This is a genomic window from Pandoraea anhela (genome assembly GCF_902459655.1).
GTDB lineage: Bacteria > Pseudomonadota > Gammaproteobacteria > Burkholderiales > Burkholderiaceae > Pandoraea > Pandoraea anhela.
Genome location: NZ_CABPSB010000022.1, coordinates 17,401 through 37,195, shown reverse-complemented (window position 1 = coordinate 37,195; position 19,795 = coordinate 17,401). Strand labels below are relative to the sequence as shown.

At 66.2% G+C, this 19,795-nt stretch carries 16 protein-coding genes; 13 read left to right on the top strand and 3 right to left on the bottom strand.

The window, feature by feature from the left end; all coding sequences use genetic code 11:
- Positions 1-93: 93 nt before the first annotated feature.
- Together PAN31108_RS22460 and PAN31108_RS22455 are read left to right on the top strand one after the other, a co-directional pair.
- Positions 94-1,800 (top strand): ABC transporter permease subunit, encoded by a 1,707-nt coding sequence (locus PAN31108_RS22460; RefSeq protein ID WP_150671019.1) that lies wholly within the window; start codon positions 94-96, stop codon positions 1,798-1,800.
- A 52-nt stretch (positions 1,801-1,852) separates the two neighbouring features.
- Entirely contained in the window at positions 1,853-2,764 is a 912-nt protein-coding gene (locus tag PAN31108_RS22455; protein ID WP_150670981.1) for a dihydrodipicolinate synthase family protein, read from the top strand.
- 60 nt (positions 2,765-2,824) lie between these two features.
- On the opposite strand, the gene PAN31108_RS22450 is transcribed toward PAN31108_RS22455, so the two are convergent.
- Positions 2,825-3,676, bottom strand: a complete 852-nt coding sequence (locus PAN31108_RS22450) for an IclR family transcriptional regulator (RefSeq protein WP_150670980.1) — start codon at positions 3,674-3,676, stop codon at positions 2,825-2,827.
- Positions 3,677-3,815: 139 nt separating this feature from the next.
- Between PAN31108_RS22450 and PAN31108_RS22445 the strand changes: the two genes are divergently transcribed.
- Entirely contained in the window at positions 3,816-4,976 is a 1,161-nt protein-coding gene (locus PAN31108_RS22445; protein WP_150670979.1) for an alpha-hydroxy acid oxidase, read from the top strand.
- 176 nt (positions 4,977-5,152) lie between these two features.
- Positions 5,153-5,680, top strand: a complete 528-nt coding sequence (gene ppa, locus PAN31108_RS22440) for an inorganic diphosphatase (protein WP_150670978.1) — start codon at positions 5,153-5,155, stop codon at positions 5,678-5,680.
- Between the two features lie 115 nt (positions 5,681-5,795).
- On the opposite strand, the gene PAN31108_RS22435 is transcribed toward ppa, so the two are convergent.
- On the bottom strand, positions 5,796-6,932 hold the full coding sequence (locus tag PAN31108_RS22435) for a GNAT family N-acetyltransferase (RefSeq protein ID WP_150670977.1): 1,137 nt from the start codon (positions 6,930-6,932) through the stop codon (positions 5,796-5,798).
- 258 nt (positions 6,933-7,190) lie between these two features.
- Between PAN31108_RS22435 and PAN31108_RS22430 the strand changes: the two genes are divergently transcribed.
- The 9 genes from PAN31108_RS22430 to PAN31108_RS22390 all read left to right on the top strand — a co-directional run bounded on the left by PAN31108_RS22430 (position 7,191) and on the right by PAN31108_RS22390 (position 19,005).
- Entirely contained in the window at positions 7,191-9,014 is a 1,824-nt protein-coding gene (locus tag PAN31108_RS22430; protein ID WP_246184095.1) for an arylsulfatase, read from the top strand.
- A 105-nt stretch (positions 9,015-9,119) separates the two neighbouring features.
- Complete coding sequence (locus tag PAN31108_RS22425; protein WP_150670976.1) at positions 9,120-10,088, top strand: AAA family ATPase; 969 nt, start codon at positions 9,120-9,122, stop codon at positions 10,086-10,088.
- A gap of 71 nt (positions 10,089-10,159) precedes the next feature.
- Positions 10,160-11,188: a DUF58 domain-containing protein gene (locus PAN31108_RS22420; protein ID WP_150671017.1), complete on the top strand. Its 1,029-nt coding sequence runs from the start codon at positions 10,160-10,162 to the stop codon at positions 11,186-11,188.
- Positions 11,185-11,838 (top strand): DUF4381 domain-containing protein, encoded by a 654-nt coding sequence (locus PAN31108_RS22415; protein ID WP_246184093.1) that lies wholly within the window; start codon positions 11,185-11,187, stop codon positions 11,836-11,838. The genes PAN31108_RS22420 and PAN31108_RS22415 overlap by 4 nt, the downstream gene beginning before the upstream one ends.
- Positions 11,825-12,949: a vWA domain-containing protein gene (locus tag PAN31108_RS22410; RefSeq protein ID WP_150670974.1), complete on the top strand. Its 1,125-nt coding sequence runs from the start codon at positions 11,825-11,827 to the stop codon at positions 12,947-12,949. The genes PAN31108_RS22415 and PAN31108_RS22410 overlap by 14 nt, the downstream gene beginning before the upstream one ends.
- Positions 12,946-14,622: a VWA domain-containing protein gene (locus PAN31108_RS22405; protein WP_150670973.1), complete on the top strand. Its 1,677-nt coding sequence runs from the start codon at positions 12,946-12,948 to the stop codon at positions 14,620-14,622. Before PAN31108_RS22410 ends, PAN31108_RS22405 begins: the two co-directional genes overlap by 4 nt.
- Positions 14,623-14,765: 143 nt before the next feature.
- Complete coding sequence (locus PAN31108_RS22400) at positions 14,766-16,238, top strand: BatD family protein (RefSeq protein WP_174995104.1); 1,473 nt, start codon at positions 14,766-14,768, stop codon at positions 16,236-16,238.
- A 225-nt stretch (positions 16,239-16,463) separates the two neighbouring features.
- Positions 16,464-18,563: an NAD(+) synthase gene (locus PAN31108_RS22395; protein WP_150670971.1), complete on the top strand. Its 2,100-nt coding sequence runs from the start codon at positions 16,464-16,466 to the stop codon at positions 18,561-18,563.
- 103 nt (positions 18,564-18,666) lie between these two features.
- Complete coding sequence (locus tag PAN31108_RS22390) at positions 18,667-19,005, top strand: P-II family nitrogen regulator (RefSeq protein WP_010805431.1); 339 nt, start codon at positions 18,667-18,669, stop codon at positions 19,003-19,005.
- A gap of 146 nt (positions 19,006-19,151) precedes the next feature.
- On the opposite strand, the gene PAN31108_RS22385 is transcribed toward PAN31108_RS22390, so the two are convergent.
- Positions 19,152-19,772: a trimeric intracellular cation channel family protein gene (locus PAN31108_RS22385; protein ID WP_370819717.1), complete on the bottom strand. Its 621-nt coding sequence runs from the start codon at positions 19,770-19,772 to the stop codon at positions 19,152-19,154.
- Positions 19,773-19,795 lie beyond the last annotated feature (23 nt).

Below are 19,795 nucleotides of genomic sequence, written 5' to 3'. Positions count from 1 at the left end.
GCCGTGGTTCGTCCTTCGTCCTCCCAACCCTCTCAGCCCGCGCAGCCGACGCCGCGCCGCTCGCCGTGGCGCGCGCGTCTGCGCCCGCTGCTCATGGCCGCGCCCATCGTCATTTTGCTGGCGGTGATGCTGATCTATCCGGTCGGCCAGTTGCTGCTGCTGAGCATTCGCGGCGAGAGTGGCTTTACTTTCGCCGAGTACCAGCGTCTGTTCGCCTCGTCGGTGTACGTCGAGGTGCTGCTCATCACATTGAAGGTCTCGCTCTACACGACCTTCTTCGCGGTACTCACGGGCTATCCGATCGCCTACCGGCTCTCCACGCTCACCGGCGCGCGCAAGCAGCGGCTGCTGTTCTGGCTGTTGCTCTCGTTCTGGACGAGCTTTCTCGTGCGTACGTTCGCATGGGTGGTGCTGCTCGGGCGCAACGGTGTCGTCAACCGTACGCTGCTCGATCTCGGTCTGATCGATCAGCCGCTCTCGCTGCTCTATAGCTTCCCGGCGGTGGTGCTGGGGATGGTGCACGCGCTCATGCCGCTGGCCGTGCTCACGATGCTCTCCGTCATGGAAAACATCGACCGTCGCCTGCCGAGTGCGGCGTCGACCCTGGGGGCGCGTCCCGGCACGGTCTTCTGGCGCGTGTACTTCCCGCTGTCGTTGCCGGGCGTGGCCGCCGGCGCGCTGATGGTGTTCGTCACCGCGATCGGCTTCTTCATTACGCCGACGCTGCTCGGCGGCCGTCACGAGACCATGATCACGCAACTGATCATCGATCAGGTGATGCAGGCGCTGAACTGGGGTTTCGCCGGGGCGATTTCCGTGCTGCTGCTCGCCGTGGTGCTGGCCGTGTTCTTCGTCTACGACCGCATGGTCGGTCTCTCGACGATGGCCGGCGGCGCGGGCGACACGAAGACGGGCAAGCGCCGTGGCGGCTGGAGCCGCTCGCTGGGCGAGAAGGTCCTCGCCACGCTCGGCAGCGCCACCGATCTGCTGTTGCGCGTGTTGCCGCGTCACAAGGGCGAGCAGGGCGACGGGCCGCTGCTGCGCGTGATCGTTTTCCTGCTGGTCGTGTTCCTCGCGGCCCCCGCGCTGCTGATGATTCCGATGTCGTTCGATTCGGCATCCGGGCTGGCATGGCCGCCGAAGGGCTTCTCGCTTCAGTGGTATCAGCAGATCTGGGATTCGCCGCTGTGGATGCAGGCCGTCACGCGTTCGATGCTCGTGGGGATCGGCGCGGGGCTGCTGTCGATGCTGATCGGCACGCCTGCGGCATTCCTGCTGGTGCGCGGCGGTATGCGCGGCAAGTCGGCGATGCTCGCCTTCGTGCTCGCCCCGATCGTCGTGCCGCGCATGATTCTGGCCGTCGGCGTGTTCTATTTCTTCGCCAAGGTCGGGCTGGTCGGCTCCAGCGTGGGGCTCACGCTCGCCCACACCGTGGTTGCCGTGCCTTATGTCGTCATCACGATGATGGCGGTGCTGCGCAACTACGACACGCGTCTCGATCTGGCGGCATACAGCCTTGGGGCACGTCCGTGGGCGACGCTGCGCCGCGTGACGTTCCCGATTCTCGGTGCGGGGCTGCTCTCGTCGTTCCTTTTCGCGTTCGCAACGTCGTTCGACGAACTGACGATTGCCCTGTTCACGTCGGGCGGCTTGTCGACCACATTGCCCAAGCAATTCTGGGACGAAATCACGATGCAGATCTCGCCGGTGATCGCCGCGGTCTCCACGTGCCTGTTCCTTTTCATCGCCGCGCTCATCTGGGTGGCCGAGCGTCTGCGCCGTCGCAGTCTGACGGCCTGACCGGATGCGGTATCCGATTTCCACGAACCTACGATTCACGGACGTTTAATTCATGCTTCGCTCCGAACAACTCAAGGGCATTTTCCCGGCGATCCCCACGCCGGTGAACGCCGACGACACGATTCATACCGACGCCGCCCGCGCGCTCATGCGCTACTTGCTGGCGCAGGGCATCGACGGTGTGGTGCCGCTGGGCGGCACCGGGGAATACGGCGCGCTCTCACGCGCCGAGCGCGTGCGCATGGCCGAACTCACGGCGCAGGAAGTGAAGGCGCACGGTCGCGACGTGCCGGTCATCGCCGGCGTGCTCGACCCGGGGTATCACGACGCCATTGGCGCCGGCCGCGACTTCGCTGCCGCCGGCGCCGACGGGCTGCTGGTGCTCACGCCTTACTACACGAACCCGACGCAAGCCGGCATCCGCGACTACTTCCTGCGTTATGCCGACGAGTCGCCGCTGCCGATCCTGGTTTATGAAATTCCGTATCGCACGCGTATCGCGATTGCCCCGGAAGTGCTGCACGAACTGTCGCGCCACGAGAACATCATCGGCATGAAGGCGTGCAACACCGACATGTGGCATTTCCTGCGCACGGTGGCCGGCGTCGACGCGTCGTTCGCGGTGCTCAGCGGTGAAGACACGCTGTTCCCGCTGCATGTCGCGGCCGGTGCGCGCGGGGGGATCGTGGTAACGGCGTCGCTGCTGCCCACGGCATGGCAACGCATTTTCGCTCTGGCCTCGGAAGGCAAGACGGCCGAAGCGCTGGAACTGCACCGTTCGCTCATTCCGCTGATGAATCTCGCGTTCGCCGAGACGAACCCCGGCCCGATGAAGTCGGTGATGGATCTGATCGGCGTGAACGCGCCGGCGATGCTCGCCCCGCTGGTGCCGCCCGCGCCCGCCCTGTCGTCCGAGTTGCGCGAGGAAGTGAAGCGTCAGTTGGCGATTTTCGAGGGACGTTGATCCGGCTCGGGCGGTGGCGCTTCGCCCCCGCCCGGCACCGCACGGACGCGACGCTTGCGCTTAGCGCCGGAAGGTCGACAGCCGCGACTTCGAGATCGAGGTTGCGGCGACCTGAATGTGCGGGGCGAGTTCGGCTTCCGCGCGCTCGCGCGTCCAGCGGGAGGTCGGCACCGAGATGTTGATGGCGGCCACGGCGTGACCGTCGTGATCGGTGATCGGCGCGGCGACCGAGATGTCGCCCATCACGGTCTCGTTCTCGACGATGGCGTAGCCGCGACGCGTGGTGAGCGCAATCCGCTCGATCAGCTTCTTTTCGTCGATCAGCGTGTACGGCGTCATCGGTTCGAGCGCCGTGCCCGACAGGATTTCGCGCACTCGCGTGTCCGGCAGGCGCGACAGGATCGCAATGCCCGACGCCGTGAACATCGCGGGCAGGCGTGCGCCGACCACGATATCGATGTTCACGAGATGCTGGCCGGGAAAGCGCGCCACGAACACGATCTCGTGGCCGTCGAGCTCCTGAAGGTTGGTCGTCTCGCCCACGCGGCGGCTGATGTCGAGCAGATACGGCGACGCCTTGTCGACCAGTTCGTTGGCCCGGATGTAGTTGTACGAGAACTGCAACACCTTGGTCGTCAGCCCGTAGGTGCGCGTCTCCGGTACGCGGTAGAGATAGCCGAGCGCTTCGAGCGTGTGTACGAGCCGCTGGGTGGCGCTGCGATCGAGCCCGGCCGCCTTGGCGATGTCGCCGAGCGTCATGTAGCGCGCAGGACCATCGAACGCGTGCAGCACTTGAAACGTCTTCTCCGTCGAGCCGACGAAGAGCGAGGAACGCGGCGCCGTAGCGGACTTGGCAGAGCTTGCAGGCGTGTCGGCGGTGGAGCGCGACGACCCGGCGGGTGAGCGCGGCATGGGGTGTGCGAGTGTGTTCGGATTGTAATGATTCTGATTGTAATGCAATTGTTTGTGCCCAAGTAGCAAACTTTCCCTAATGGCAACGTTGCTGGCGAAAGACCACAAACATGATCGGGACATGAGGACAGGGGGAGCAATGCACGCGTTTTCCTGCGTGGAGGATTACCGTCTGGCGGCGCGCCGCCGTCTGACGAAACTGGCGTTCGATTATCTGGAAGGCGGGGCGGAAGACGGCGAGGCGTTGCGCCGCAATCGCGCAGCGTTCGGGCAGTGGGGGTTCGCGCCGCGTGTGATGCAGGACACGTCGCAAACGACCAGCAGGACGACCTTCTGGGGGCGAGATGCCGCCGCCCCGATGGCCGTCGGTCCCACGGGGCTCAATGGCCTGTTCTGGCCCCGTGCCGACGAACTCCTCGCCCGTGCGGCCGCCGACGCCGGTCTGCCTTTCGTCCTCTCGACGGCATCCACGTCCCTGCTCGAAGACGTTCGCGCCGCCGTGCCCGACGGCGAGTTGTGGCTTCAGTTGTACGTGCAGCAGGATCGGCGGATTGCCGAGAGCATGATGCGCCGGGCGCGCGAGGCGGGGTTCCGCACGTTGATGCTGACGGTGGATACGCCGATGCACGGCAAGCGCGATCACGACACGCGCAACGGCTTCAAGCTGCCGTTGCGCGTTACGCCGCGCCTGTTGGCGGACTGCGTGCGGCATCCGCACTGGAGCTGGCAGATGCTCGTGGGCGGCGCGCCGCAACTGCGCAACATTGCGAAAAGCGTGGGCGAGCGGGCCGATCTGGCGCGTCACGCGGCGATGCTGAGCCGTCAGATGGACGTGTCGCTCGGTTGGCACGACCTTGACTGGGTGCGGCGTCACTGGCCCGGTGAGGTGCTCGTCAAGGGGATCCTGACGGTCGACGATGCCCGTCAGGCGCAAGCCCATGGGGCGCACGGCATCGTCGTCTCCAATCACGGCGGGCGTCAGTTGGGCAGCACGCTCGCCCCCGTCGAGGCGTTGCCGATGATCGTGGAAGCGGTCAATGCGAGCGGGCCGCCCATGTCGGTCTTTCTCGACGGCGGTGTGCGGCGCGGCGCCGACGTCGCCAAGGCCGTCGCCCTGGGGGCGAAGGGGGTATTGCTCGGGCGCGCACCGCTGTATGGCGTGGCGGCGCGCGGCGGGCGGGGCGCGAGCGGCGTGCTCGATCTGCTGCTGGGCGAGTTGCGCACGACGCTGCAACTGCTTGGGTGCGCGAGTGTGGACGATCTCACGCCGCAGCGGCTGGCGAAGCTGCCTTCGCTTTGACAGGTCGGTCGAGACGGTCGAAGCGTCCAAACCCGCTATAATGTTCCGCGCCCGATTGCCGTCGGGCGGCGCGCACAGCGGCGGGTCGATCGCCTGACGACAGACGGACGACGCCCGGACGATGCCGGTCCGCGCCACACGACGGCATGCCTTTTTTTATATACAGGAATGCCATCATGAGCTTCAACAACGTGCCTGCCGGTAAGGACCTCCCCAACGACTTCAACGTCATCATCGAGATCCCGGCGCAAAGCGATCCGGTGAAGTACGAGGCCGACAAGGATCTGGGCCTGCTGGTCGTTGACCGCTTCATCGGTACGGGCATGCGCTACCCCGCCAACTACGGTTTCATTCCGCAAACGCTGGCGGGCGACGGCGACCCCGTCGACGCGCTGGTCGTCACCCCGTTCCCGCTGCTGGCCGGCTCGGTGGTTCGCTGCCGTGCGCTGGGTATGCTCAACATGACCGACGAGTCGGGCGTGGACGCCAAGCTGGTCGTCGTGCCGGTCGACAAGATCTGCCCGATGACGGCGCACCTGAAGTCGATCGACGACGTGCCGGGCTATCTCAAGGACCAGATCAAGCACTTCTTCGAACAGTACAAGGCGCTCGAGAAGGGCAAGTGGGTCAAGGTCGAGGGCTGGGAAGGTATCGACGCCGCCCACAAGGAAATCCTCGACGGCGTGGCCAACGCCAAGAAGTAAGCATTGCCCCGCGGCAGGGGCGTCGGACGTCGACGCCAGAAAGACCCGGCTCCGTGCCGGGTTTTTTGTTGTCCGTGCCCGCCGTGGCGCGGCCGCGATCCGTTTGTTGAGGCTGTTATCCGCTGCGACGCTTGAACGGCGTATGCGCCTCAAGCTCGACGATATGCTCGTCCATGGCGGCCGTCTCGCGGTCCAGAAAATCGCCGATGGCCTGCGCGAAGCGGTCGTCGGCAATCCAGTGCGCAGACCATGTGGGCGTGGGCAGCAGCCCGCGCGACATCTTGTGGATGCCCTGTGCACCGCCCTCGAAGGCCTTGAGTCCGTGGGCGATGCAGTACTCGATGCCCTGCATGTAGCAGGTTTCGAAATGCAGGCCTGACACGAATTTCCGGGTGCCCCAGTAGCGCCCGTACATCACGCCGTCGCTCACGACATTGAGCGCGCACGCCAGCCGTTCGCCTTCGGCTTGCGCGATCACCAGCAGCAGCGCATCGGGCATGTCGCGATGGACTTGGGCGAAGAACTCGCGCGTCAGGTACGGCGCATTCCAGTGCTCGCGGTACGTGTTCTCGTAACAGGCGTAGAAGAAGTCCAGCGCCGCATCGTCGATCTCGGCGCCGCGCAGCCAGGAGAAGGTCACGCCCGCGTCAATCACGTGACGGCGGTCCTGCCGGATCTTCTTGCGCTTTTGCTGGTTCATCGACGCCAGAAAGCTGTCGAAGTCGGCGTAACCCTCGTTCTTCCAATGGAACTGAACGCCTTCGCGCTGCATATAGCCTGCGTCGGACAAGGCGGCCAGATCGTCCGGCTCGGAGAACAGCACATGCAGGGACGAGACGTCTGCCTGACGCGCGAACTGAATCGCCCCGCGAGCGAGCAGGACACGGTCTTCGTGCGTTCTGGCCAGGAGTCGCGGGCCGGTGACCGGCGTGAAGGGCACCGCGCTCAGCAGTTTGGGGTAATAGCGCAGGCCGTGGCGCTCGAAGGCGTCTGCCCAGACATGATCGAACACATATTCCCCCCGTGAGTGGCTCTTGAGATAGAGGGGCATCGCGCCGACGAGCGCGCCTTCGCGGCGCATCAGCAGAAAGCGGGGCTGCCAACCGGTCCGGGCGCAGGCGCATTCCGACGTGTGCAAGGCCGAGAAATACGCATGCCCGACGAAGGGGTTGCTGCCGGCGAGGGCGTTCCAGTCTGCGGCCGGTACGTCTGCGATGGAGTCGACTACGTGGATTTCGACGCTCGAAGTCACGCTTCGGAGAACCTTTGAGAAGTTTTCAGGGGGCCGGGCTTGATCGCCCGAACGAGCATTCTGCTACAAATCCCGGCCGAGCGCTGCCGTCGGGGCAGGCTACGCCGGCGCCGACACGGATTGCCCTTCGGGGTAATGCGATTGCTCCAAGGGGCAATGGCATTGCCCCGACTACTGATTGCGCCGCATTCGCGGTGAAAACATCATCGTTCTGTCTGTACGGCGTCTCAGTTCGTCCCAAATTCCCTGGAGGCAGTAATGAGTGCACTGCGGAGTTCACTGCGAAACATTGGCGGGAAGGCAAGGTTCCCTGGCAGCACCCTGGCGACGTTGACATTGGTGCTCGCTGCGGTGGCGCTCGCCGGCTGCGATAAGTCGGGCGATAAACCGGCGCCGTCGGCGTCATCGAGCGCCGCTGCGTCGTCGCAGGCGCCTGCGACGCCGGCCGACTCGTCAGGTACGTCGTCGGCGACGAATACGGCCCCCGCCCAACCGCCCGCACAATCGAACCTGCCCGCCCCCGCCGGCGGGGCGTCGGACGGCACTGCCGCCGCACCGGCGACGACCGCGAGCAACAATGGCGCGAAGCCGAACATTCTCGTCATCTTCGGCGACGACATCGGCCAGACGAACATCAGTGCGTACAGCATGGGGCTGGTCGGCTACCGCACGCCGAACATCGACCGTATCGCCCGCGAAGGGATGATGTTCACCGATTACTACGCAGAGAACAGTTGCACGGCAGGCCGCTCGTCGTTCATCACCGGACAATCGCCGCTGCGCACCGGGCTGTCGAAAGTCGGCGTGCCGGGCGCGACGGTCGGGTTGCAGGCGCGCGACGTGACCATGGCGCAGGTGCTCAAGTCCATGGGCTACGCGACTGGCCAGTTCGGCAAGAACCACCTTGGCGACCGCGACGAGTATCTGCCGACCAAACACGGCTTCGACGAGTTTTTCGGCAACCTTTATCACCTGAACGCGGAGGAAGAGCCGCAGCGCCCGTATTGGCCGAAGGACAAGAACGACCCGATCGTCAAGCAGGTGACGCCGCGCGGCGTGCTGCACTCGACCGCCGACGGCAAGATCGAGGACACCGGGCCGCTCACGACCAAGCGCATGGAAACCATCGACGACGAGACCACGGCGGCGGCACAGAACTTCATCACCAAGCAAGTGCAGGCGAACAAGCCGTTCTTCGTCTGGATGAACACCACGCGCATGCATATGTACACGCACGTGCGCGATTCGATGAAAGGGCAAAGCGGCATGCCGGGCAACGAATATGCCGACGGCATGATCGAGCACGACGGCGACGTCGGCAAACTGCTCAAAACGCTCGACGATCTGAAAATCGCAGATAACACCATCGTCGTCTACACGACCGACAACGGTCCGAACCAGTTCTCCTGGCCCGACGCGGCAACGACGCCGTTCCGCAGCGAGAAGGACTCGAACTGGGAAGGCGCGTTCCGTGTGCCGGCCATCGTGAGGTGGCCGGGCAGGATCAAGCCGGGAACGGTGAGCAACGAGATGTTCTCGGGGATGGACTGGTTCCCGACGCTGGTTGCGGCGGCGGGCGACACCGGCATCAAGGACAAGTTGCTCAAAGGCGCATCGGTGGGCAGCCAGACGTTCAAGGTGCACCTGGACGGGTTCAACCAGTTGCCGTACCTGACGGGTCAGACCAACAAGAGCGCACGCGACGAGTTCTATTACTTCAATGACGACGGCGTACTGGTGGCGTCACGCTTCGGCAACTGGAAGATCGTGTTCTGCGAGATGAAGGAGCCCGGCGGTTTCGCCGTCTGGCGCGAGCCGTTCGTCTGCCTGCGTGTGCCGAAGGTGTTCAACCTGCGCATGGATCCTTACGAGCGTGCGGACATCGTCTCCAATCAGTACAACGACTGGCTGACGAAGAACGACTATCTGATGGTCCTCGGCACCGCCAAGGCCAGTGCGTTCCTCCAGACGTTCGTCGAGTATCCGCCGAGCCAGCGTCCGGCGAGCTTCAGTGTCGATCAGGTGCGCGAGCAGGTCGACAAGCAGATCGAAGCGGCGTTGAACAAGAAGGCGCAGAAGTGAGTGGCATGCGTTGCGAGCGTTGTATGAGGCGCGCCATTCGCGCCTCGTAGTCTCGAACAGGTGGCCGGCGGTGTCGGCCACCTGTTCTCAGCCGGGAGGGCAAATATGAGCCGTCACGACGACGTGCTGGCGCTCGGTCGGGCGATGAGCGAAGCCATCGTGGGGCAGGAGGCGATGATCGAGCGGTTGTTGCTCGGGCTGCTCGCCAATGGACATTTGCTGGTCGAAGGGTTGCCCGGGCTCGCCAAGACGCGAGCGATCAAGGTGCTCGCGCACCATCTCGAAGCGAAGCTCTCGAGAATCCAGTTCACGCCGGACTTGCTGCCATCGGACATCACCGGCTCCGAGATCTATTTCTCGGACGGCGGCAAGGGCGAATTCCGCTTTCAGCCGGGCCCCATCTTCGCCAATCTCGTGCTGGCCGACGAAGTTAACCGCTCGCCTGCGAAGGTGCAGGCCGCGTTGCTGGAGGCGATGGAGGAGCGGCAAGTGACCGTGGGCGGTGCGACACACAGGCTCGACCCGCTCTTTCTCGTCATGGCGACACAGAACCCTATCGAGCAGGAGGGCACCTATGCGTTGCCGGAGGCGCAGATGGACCGCTTCCTGATGCACGTGAGCGTCGACTATCCGCAGGCGGACGCCGAGCGGGAAATCGTGCGGCTCGCACGAGCGGAGGAGGCGCAGGCATCGACGTCCGGCACGGTGTTGCGGCTTTCGCAAGACGTCATCCTCGGCGCGCGCACCGAAGTGCATGCCGTGCATGTGAGCGACCCCGTCGAGCAATATCTGGTGGCGCTCGTGCAGGCGACGCGCACTCCCGGAAAGGTGGACGACGATCTCGCCCGCTGGATTCAGGTCGGCGTGAGCCCTCGCGGTTCGATCGGGCTGGACAAAGTGGCGCGGGCGCAAGCGTGGCTGCGCGGACGCGATTTCGTCACGCCCGAGGATGTGCAGGCCGTGGTGCACGACGTCTTCCGGCATCGGCTGATCCTCTCCTACGAGGCGCATGCCGCTGGCGTGCGCGCGGACGCCGCCATCGACAGGCTCGTCGAGCGCGTAGCGCTTGCCTGAGGCGGTGCGCGGACATGGCCCTGTCCTTGAGGCAACGCTTACGTCAGTGGGGACGTCGTGCGGGGACACCGATGTCGCCCGCCACGCCGCGCCCTGCATCGGCGCCCACGCTCGATATCGGTGCGCCCGACCGGCCCGCCGTGCCGGGCGTCAGCGTGGATATCGCCCAACTGAACGCCCTCGAGAGTGCGGCGCGGGATTTCCATTTCACGCCGGGACAACCGGTGCATAGCGTGCTGGCGGGCCGACACGGATCTCGGGTACGCGGGCGGGGACTGGCCTTCGAGGAGCTTCGTCAGTATGTGGCGGGCGACGACATCCGCAGCATGGACTGGCGCGTGACCGCGCGCACCGGTCATCCGTATGTGCGCGTGTACACCGAGGAGAAGGACAGACCGGTGCTGCTGGTCGTCGATCAGCGCATCAACATGTTCTTCGGCAGCCGCCGCGCGATGAAGTCGGTGACGGCCGCAGAGGCGGCGGCGCTGGCCGCGTGGCGCGTGCTGGCCGACGGCGATCGTGTGGGCGGCATCGTGTTCGACGACACGTCGATGGCGACCTTCGCGCCGAAGCGCAGCCGGGCGGCGGTCGAGCAGTTTCTCGGCGGGGTCGTGAAGTGCAACGCGGGATTGCGGGCCGATGTGAGCGCCCGACGTGTGCCCGGGCAACTGAACCTGGCGCTGGAGCGATGCGCCCGCATGGCAACGCACGACTGTCTGGTCGTCGTCATCAGCGATTTCGACGGACACGACGCGACCACGCGGCAGCGGCTGCTGAGCATTGCGGCGCGTAACGACGTGCTGACCGTGCTGGTGCACGACCCGTTTCTCAGTGCACTGCCGCAGTCGGGCAGCCTCGTTGTGAGCGACGGTGAACTGCAAGTCGAACTCAGCTTTGGCGACACGTCGATGCGGCACAGCATTCGCGAATTCTTCAGCGGGCACGGCAAGCATCTCGTGGACTGGCACCGGGCGATCGGCGTGCCGATGTTTCCGCTGTCCGCCGCCGAAGAGACTGCGGGGCAGATCCGTCGCTTTCTCGGCGGCGCTCCTGCGTACGGGAACGGCTACCGTCGCGCGAAAGGGGGGGCGGCACGATGACGCTCTCCGCCAGCGCCGCGCCGGTTGCCGCATCGGCAGCATCATCTGGCGCCTCCGCCACCTCCGCCACCTCCGCCACCTCCGCCACCTCCGCCGCTTCGGCACCCGTCGCCGACATGCCGACACTTCGTTCGCTCGCGGATATCGCCGTGCCTGCCCCGCCGCCGTGGACGCCGCAGACCATCGGTTGGCCCATCCTCGCGGCGCTGCTGGCGTTAGGGGTGATCGGGTTCGGCTGGCGCGCCTGGCGGCGGTATCGGGCCAATCGGTATCGTCGCGAAGCGGTGGCGCGATTGCGCGAGTGGGCGGCGGTGCTTCGTCGGCCGGACGCCGGCGACGCGGACCGCGCCCACGCGTTGCGTCAGATGGCGGAATTGCTCAAGCGCGTCGCGCTGACGGCGTGGCCGAGGGACAGCGTGGCGCGGCTGAGCGGTGACGGCTGGGCGGCGTTGCTGCGTCGCAGTCTCGATGGCACAGGGACATCGCCGGAGGTGCCCGATGCGCTCTCGGCGCTGGTCGCGTATGCGGAGTATCAGCCTGACGCCTCGCTGAGCCGCTGCTGGGAGGGGCATGACCCAAGGCATCATCGCGTCGAGGTGCTCGTGAGCGCCTGTCGGGTCTGGATCGAGCGCCATCATGTTCCAGTTTGACTATCCGTGGTGTTTCGCGCTGTTGCCGCTGCCCCTTCTGCTGTGGTGGCTGCTGCCGCCTTATCGAGAGGAGAGTCCGTCCGTGCGTCTGCCGTTCTTCGGCGATGTGGCGAGCGCGGCGGGATTGCAGCCGGCGGCGGGCGCTGTCGTGCCGCGACGCAACTGGGTGCAGCACGTGCTCGCGCCTGTCGCCTGGACGTTGCTGGTCGCAGCGCTCGCCCGTCCGCAGATACTCGAAGCGCCCATCGAGAAAGTGCAGCCCACGCGCGACATTCTGCTGGCACTGGATCTGTCGCAATCGATGGACACGCCCGATTTCCCCGATCACACCGGCACGCGCATTGCGCGCGTGCAGGCGGTCAAGACCGTTGTCGGCGATTTCGTGACGCATCGCCCGGACGATCGCATCGGGCTCGTCATTTTCGGCGACGCAGCCTATCCGCTCGCCCCGTTCACGCTCGACCACGCGCTGATTCACACGTTGCTCGACGACATGCTGCCCGGCATGGCCGGCAACAGCACCGCGCTGGGAGACGCCATCGGCCTCGGGGCGAAGATGTTCGAGCACAGCGAGGCGCCCCAGAAGGTGATGATCGTGCTCACCGACGGCAACGACACGGCCAGCCGCATGCCACCGGTGCTGGCGGCGGGGGTGGCGCACGACAGCGGCGTGACCGTGCACACCGTCGGTATCGGCGACCCGGCGGCGCAAGGCGAGGTGCGCGTCGATCTCGACGTGTTGCAAAGCATCGCGACGCGCACCGGCGGGCGTTACTTCTTTGGCGAGGATCAAACGGCGCTCGCTTCGATTTACGACACGCTCGACCGCATTACGCCGCACGATCACAAGACGCTGTCGTGGCGTCCGCGCCGCGAGTTGTTTCTGTGGCCGCTTGGTGCCGCGCTGCTGATCGTGCTGCTGTACGAGATCGCGCTGGCGGGCTACGCGGCGTATGTCAATCGCAAAGCGGCGATGGCGGGCGCCGACGATGCCCATCACGTCGACGGGGTGTCCGGCGAGCCGTCGGCGGCACCCGCCCGAAGCGCCGGCACGCCCGCTTCGGCGGTAGCGCCAGCGACGCCGCTTTCCGAGGCGAGGGGCGCGCGATGACCGATCTCGCCCACTTTCATTTCCTCCGGCCGTTCTGGCTGTGTCTTGTGCCGGTCGCCTTCGCCATCGTATGGGCTGTCCAGCGTCAGACCGATGTACGGCGGCGCTGGCGCGGCGTCATTGCGCCGCATCTGCTCGATGCGCTGGTCATTCAGGCGCAGCCGCGGGGACGGCTGCGTCCGGTGCATCTGATCGCGCTCGTGCTGGTGCTCGGCGGGATCGGCATGGCGGGGCCGTCGTGGAAACGGGAACTGCCGCCGTTTCTCGACGAGAAGGCGCCGCTGGCGATCGCCATCGACCTGTCGCCCACGATGGATGCGGTCGACGTGACGCCGACGCGGCTCGAGCGCGCGAAACTCAAGGTCAAGGCGTTGCTGGCCCGTCGCGAAGGCGCGCGCACGGCGCTTTACGCCTACTCGGGTTCGGCGCATCGCGTGCTGCCGCTCACCGACGACAGCGCGTTGCTCGGCACCTATGTCGATGCATTGCAGACGAGCATCATGCCGGTGCCCGGGCGAGACATGCGGCAGGTGCTGCGCGTGGTCGACGACGATCTGCGGCGCGAACCGACGCCGGGCACGATCCTGTTCATGACCGACGCCGTCGACGTGGCCGCCGCGCAGGCACTGCGCGCACACACGGGCAGTCAGGCGGTCGTGCTGGCCATCGGCACGACGCAAGGCGGGCCGTTACATCCCCCGGGCATGCCCGACGGCAGCTATGTGGAACGCGACGGTGCACGCGTATTCGCACGTCTGGACGAACGCGCGCTCAAGCGCTTCGCCGACGACAGCGGCGTGCCCGTGGCGACCTTTAAGGCCGATGGCGACGACGACATCGACTGGGTGCTGCGTCACGTGCAGTCTCATCTGGAGCAGACGCAAACGGGCGCAGCGGCGCGCTGGCGCGACGAAGGCTGGTGGGGCACGATTGCGCTCGTCGTGCTCGGCGCGTTCTGGTTCCGCAAGGGCTGGACGGTGCGCTGGATCGTCGGCGTGCTGCTGGCGCTGTCGTTGCCCATGCCTGCCCCGCCCGCGTTCGCGCAGACCTCCGTTCGGGCGAGCGGCGAGGGGGTGGCGGCGGCGTCCGCCGACGCGGGGCAAACGCCGCGTCGCTGGCGATTCGTCGACCTGTGGCTCACGCGCGATCAGCAGGGCCGTCGCGCGTTCGAGCGCGGTGATTTCGCCGAAGCGGCCGAGCGATTCGACGACCCGATGTGGCGCGGCGTGGCGCAGTATCGTGCGGGGCAATACGCGCAGGCGGCGCAGAGTTTCGCGCTGATCGATTCGCCCGAGAGCGACTTCGATCAGGGCAACGCACTGGCGCGTCTTGGCGATTACAAGGGGGCGCAGGCGCGCTACCGCGCGGCGCTCAGGCGCAAGCCGGACTGGCCCGCCGCACAGGCCAATCTTGCATTGATGGGGCGTCTGATCGCGGCATTGCCGAAGCCCCGCAAGCCGTCTGCCGACGACGACGAGATCGCGCCGGACATTGCGCCCGACGAGATTCGCTATGACGCGCCAAAGCCCCAAGGCCCGGGCGAGACGGCGACGAAGCCCGGACCGTCGCAGGACACGCAGATGTGGATGCGCACGATTCAGACGACGCCGACGGCCTTGCTACAGCGCGAATTCGCGCTTCAGCAAGGGCGTCCGGGAGGGCGTGCGCCATGACCCCCGGCATGACGTTGGCTTCCCGTCGATCTCACGTCTGTCCGATCGCTGGCGGTGGCGACGCGCGATCCTTGCGCCGAAGGAAGGCAATGGGCGACGGGAAGAACGACGGGAGGGGCACCGGGAAGGCCAGGGACGCCAGCATGTCGGACAACCGCTGCCGCCGGTGGCTAGTCAGCGTTACCGTGGGGGTTGTCGTACTGCTGTGCCTCGTCGCGACGGGGGCGGCAATGGCGGCCGAGCCGATGGCGCGCGTGGTGTTGGGCACGTCGTCGCCCATTCGTCCCGGACAGCAGGTGACGGTGGACGTTACCGTGCTCGTGCCGAACTTCTTCATGGCGGCGCCCGATTTTCCGCTGTTTCAGGTGCCGGGTGCGGTCGTGACGATGCCGGATGCCCGCGCGCTCAATGCCACGGAGACCCTCGACGGCGCCACCTTCGCCGCCATCACCCGGACCTACGCGTTCGCCGCCGATCAGGATGGCGACTACGTGTTGCCTCCCGTTGCTATCGACGTGACGTACGCCGGTGACGACGGCGCGGCGCAACACGCGAAAGTCACGCTCCCCACGACGCGCATCCGGGTCGGGGCCGGGGGCACGCCGGCGCTCACATCGCCGGCACGCAAGGCAGGGGAGGGCGGGCAGAGGGCGACGCTGCCGGTCGCGAAGCTGACCGTTACGCAGTCGCTTACCCCGGCTGCCGGCCAGGACGGCGTGCAGCTTCGCGCGGGCGATACCCTGGTCCGGACGGTGACGACGTTCGCACCTGACACGCAGGCCATGCGGATTCAGCCACCGAAAGCGCAGGCGCCGCGCGGCGTTCGGGTGTTCGCCGCCGATCCGAAGCTCTCGGACGGCGTGTCGCCGAACGTCGCGGACCCGGTCGCGGGCGGCTTGCGCGTCGATACGTTTTCATACGTCTTCGAGCGTCGGGGCACCTACACGCTGCCGGCCATCACGCTCGACTGGATCGATCCGGCGTCCGGACAGCGCGAACGCTCGGAAGCTCCCGCGCTTCGGGTCGTCGTCGCGCCAGGCGCACCGACGGGCGGTATGGCGCCTGGCGGGACCGCGTGGTTTTCGCGAGGCGATGACGGGCGGGTCGGCGCGGTTCTAGAGGGGATTGCGATGCTGGCCATGCTGAGCGTCGTGGCGTACGCCCTGTGGCGCGCTCGCGGGTTATGGCCGGCAGTGCGCCAACGCTATGTCGCGTGGCGGACACGGCCCGCTGTGCAGGCACGGGCGCTTCACGCCATGGTCGTGCGCGCCTGTCTGGCGTCGGATCCGGACACTGCCTACCGTGCTGCCGACCGGTGGAGCCGGTACGTCGTCGGGATGGGGCTGCCTGCATGGGCGCGTGCAACGGGCGACGTCGCGCTCGGGGACAGCGTCGTCTCGCTGGAGCGCCGGCTGTTCGGCGAAACGGCAAAGCGGTTCGGCGAGGGCGCATGGGACGGCAAGCCGCTGGCCGAGGCGTTCGGGCGGTGCGCGCGGATGGCCGGCGGCGGACGGCCCGAAGACGTGACAAAGTGCGGACAAAAGCGCGGACCAACGCGCAGACCAAAGCACGACGGCAGTGACGATTCGGCCATCTCGCCGTTGAATCCGTTCTGAGGAGAACGACACCAGCCGGTGACGGTGCCGGTCGCCGACCGACATGACGCGGACACCGTCGAGCCTTCGGTTCGTCGACCGAACCCGCACGCGCCCCGGCACGGCAGGGGCGCGCGTAATATACTGGCGATTCTCCCGTCCCCACGTCCTGCCCGTCGTTCTGGCCCGCCGCGCGCGTCGGGCATCGACGGCACGGCACATGGACGAAGCCCGATAGCCGTCGACATGACCAACCGATTCCTAAATCTCTACAATCACGATTTCGCGCGAGTGGCCGTCGGTGTGCCGCAGTGCCGCGTCGCCGACCCGGCGTTCAATGCCGCGCAGACGATTGCGCTGGCCCGACAGGCCGATGCCGAAGGTGCCGTGCTCGTTGCCTTCCCTGAACTGGGGATCCCCGCCTATAGCTGCGAAGACCTGTTCCAGCAGCGCGCACTGCAAGACGCTTGCGACACTGCGCTGGCCGAGATCGTGGCCGCGAGCCACGACCTGGGGGCGGCGCTCATCGTCGGCATGCCGGTACGCGTGCAGCAGCGATTGTTCAATTGCGCCGTCGTCGTCGCGCGCGGACGCATTCATGGTGTCGTGCCCAAGACGTATCTGCCGAACTACAGCGAGTTCTACGAAGCGCGTCAGTTCAATGCGGCGGACGATGCGGGCGTCGGAACGGTCACGCTGCTCGGAGAGGACGTGCCGTTCGGCGCGTTGATCTTCGAGGCCGCCGACCAACCGCTGCTGCGCTTTCATTGCGAGATTTGCGAGGACGTTTGGGTGCCGGTGCCGCCGTCGTCGTTCGCGGCGCTGGCCGGCGCGACGGTGCTCGTCAATCTCTCGGCCTCGAACGTGGTCGTCGGCAAGTCGGCCTATCGACACCAACTGGTCGGTCAGCAGTCGGCGCGCTGCCTTGCGGCGTATCTCTACACCTCGGCCGGGCAGGGCGAGTCGACCACCGATCTCGCCTGGGACGGGCAGGCACTCATTTACGAGAACGGCGACATGCTGGCCGAGTCCGAGCGCTTCGCCAGCGAGTCGCACCTGATTTTCGCGGACGTCGATCTGGAGCGGCTCGCCCGCGAGCGCATGCATCAGACGACGTTCGGCGTGTCGGTGCGGCGCCATGCCGACGAGGTTGCGCGCTTTCGCACGATCAAGGTGGATGTCACGCTGCCACGCGATGCCGAGCTGCCGCTCGCGCGCGCCATCGGCCGCTTCCCGTATGTGCCGTCCGACGCGCAGCGTCGCGACGAACGCTGCCACGAGGTCTACAACATTCAGGTGCAGGCGCTGATGCAACGCCTGGCGTCATCGAAGATTCAGAAGGTCGTGATCGGCGTGTCCGGCGGGCTGGACTCGACGCATGCGCTGCTCGTCTGCGCAAAGGTCATGGATCGGCTCGGGCTGCCGCGTACGAATATTCTGGCGTACACGATGCCGGGTTTCGCCACGAGCGAGCGCACGCTGCGTCAGGCGCGCGAACTGATGGAGGCGGTCGGTTGCACCGCGCGCGAGATCGATATTCGTCCGAGTTGCATGCAGATGCTCAATGACCTCGATCATCCGTTCGCCAGGGGCGAGGCCGTCTACGACGTTACCTTCGAGAACGTGCAGGCCGGCGAGCGCACCAATCACCTGTTCCGTCTCGCAAATCATATGGGCGCGATCGTGATCGGGACGGGCGATCTGAGCGAACTGGCATTGGGCTGGTGCACCTACGGCGTGGGCGACCACATGTCGCACTACAACGTGAACGCCAGCGTGCCCAAGACACTCATCATGCACCTCGTACGCTGGGTGGCCGAGACCGGGCAACTGGGCGGTGCCGCGTCGGCCAAACCCGCCAGGGGCGGCAAGGACGCGGGGCAGCGGCGCAACGTCCTCATCGATATTCTCGAGACGGAAATCAGCCCGGAACTCGTGCCGGGCAAGGCGAACGGCGCGCCCGAGCAGCGCACCGAGCATTTCATCGGGCCGTACGAATTGCAGGACTTCAACCTCTACTACACGCTGCGCTTCGGTTACGCACCGCGCAAGGTGGCGTTCCTGTCGTGGAGCGCCTGGCACGACGCGTCCCGGGGACGTTGGCCGGACGAGGAGCATCAGGCCCGAAATGCGTATGATCTGGTCGTCATCAAACGCAATCTGCGTATCTTCCTGGACCGGTTCTTCCGCACCAGCCAGTTCAAGCGTTCCTGCATTCCGAACGCACCGAAGGTCGGCACGGGCGGCTCGCTCTCGCCGCGCGGCGACTGGCGTGCGCCGAGCGACTCGGAGTCCGTGGTGTGGCTCGCGGACCTGGACACCGTGCCGGACGATCCGCATGCCTGAGCCTTCGTGGGGGCGGGCGCGCTGTCATCGGCGTGCCGTCCCCGGACCGGTACAATAGGCCGGCGAATTTTCAGAACAATCCAACCAAGGTATCGAGGCGACAATGAAACGCGTAACTGCCATCATCAAACCCTTTAAGCTCGACGAAGTCCGCGAGGCGCTGGCCGAAGTCGGTGTGACGGGGCTGACCGTCACCGAAGTGAAGGGTTTCGGCCGTCAGAAGGGCCACACCGAGCTGTATCGTGGCGCCGAGTATGTGGTCGACTTTCTGCCGAAGATCAAGATCGAAGTCGTGGTGAGCGCGGCGCAGGCCGAGCAGGTCATCGATGCCGTGCTGGGAGCGGCGCGCACCGGCAAGATCGGCGACGGCAAGATTTTCGTGACCGACGTAGAGCGCGTGATTCGTATCCGTACGGGCGAAGAGGGCGAGCAGGCAGTCTGATGGCCGCCCGGGGCGCATTCCCGGGGCACACGACGACGAAGGGCGACGGCTGCGCGAGCGGCGTCGCCCTTTGGCGTTTCAGGCCGCCTTGCGGCGGTCGGTGGTGGCTGGCGGTGGCTGCTCTGTAGCGTTGGCGGCGACCGACGTCAGGACTTAAGCCGTACGTCGAACGCGACAGTGATCAGGCGCACGAAAATCACGGAAAACGCGCTGATCGACAGCGTGTAGACCGGGTCCAGATCCGCGTAAGTGAGCGCGATATAGATCCATCCGCCGATAAAGGCGCACACGGCGTAAGGACGTGTGTCACGCAGCACCAGCGGCACCTCGTTGCAGAGAATGTCGCGGATCACGCCGCCGCCCACGCCGGTGATCACGCCCATCATCACGGACATGAACGCCGACATGTCCGTCTGTAACGCCAGCGACGTGCCGGAGGCGCTGAAGAACCCGAGTCCGATCGCATCCGTGATGAGCAACACGCGCTCTGTCGCCACGCGCGAGACGAGCTTGAGCACGACGGACGTGGACAGCGAGAGCACGAGAATGATGACCGAGTACCACTGGTGCTGGACCCAGTAGAAGGGCCGGTGGTCGAGCAGGACGTCGCGCAACGTGCCGCCGCCGAAGGCGGTCGCGAAAGCCAGCACGAAGGCGCCCACGGGATCGAGGTGTTGCTTGCGGGCTTCGGCGAAACCCGAGATCGCGCACGACAATACGGCGATGGCCTCCATGATGGCCAGGATCGTATGCAGTTGTGCGCTCATCTCGTTAATCATCGGCGAATCCT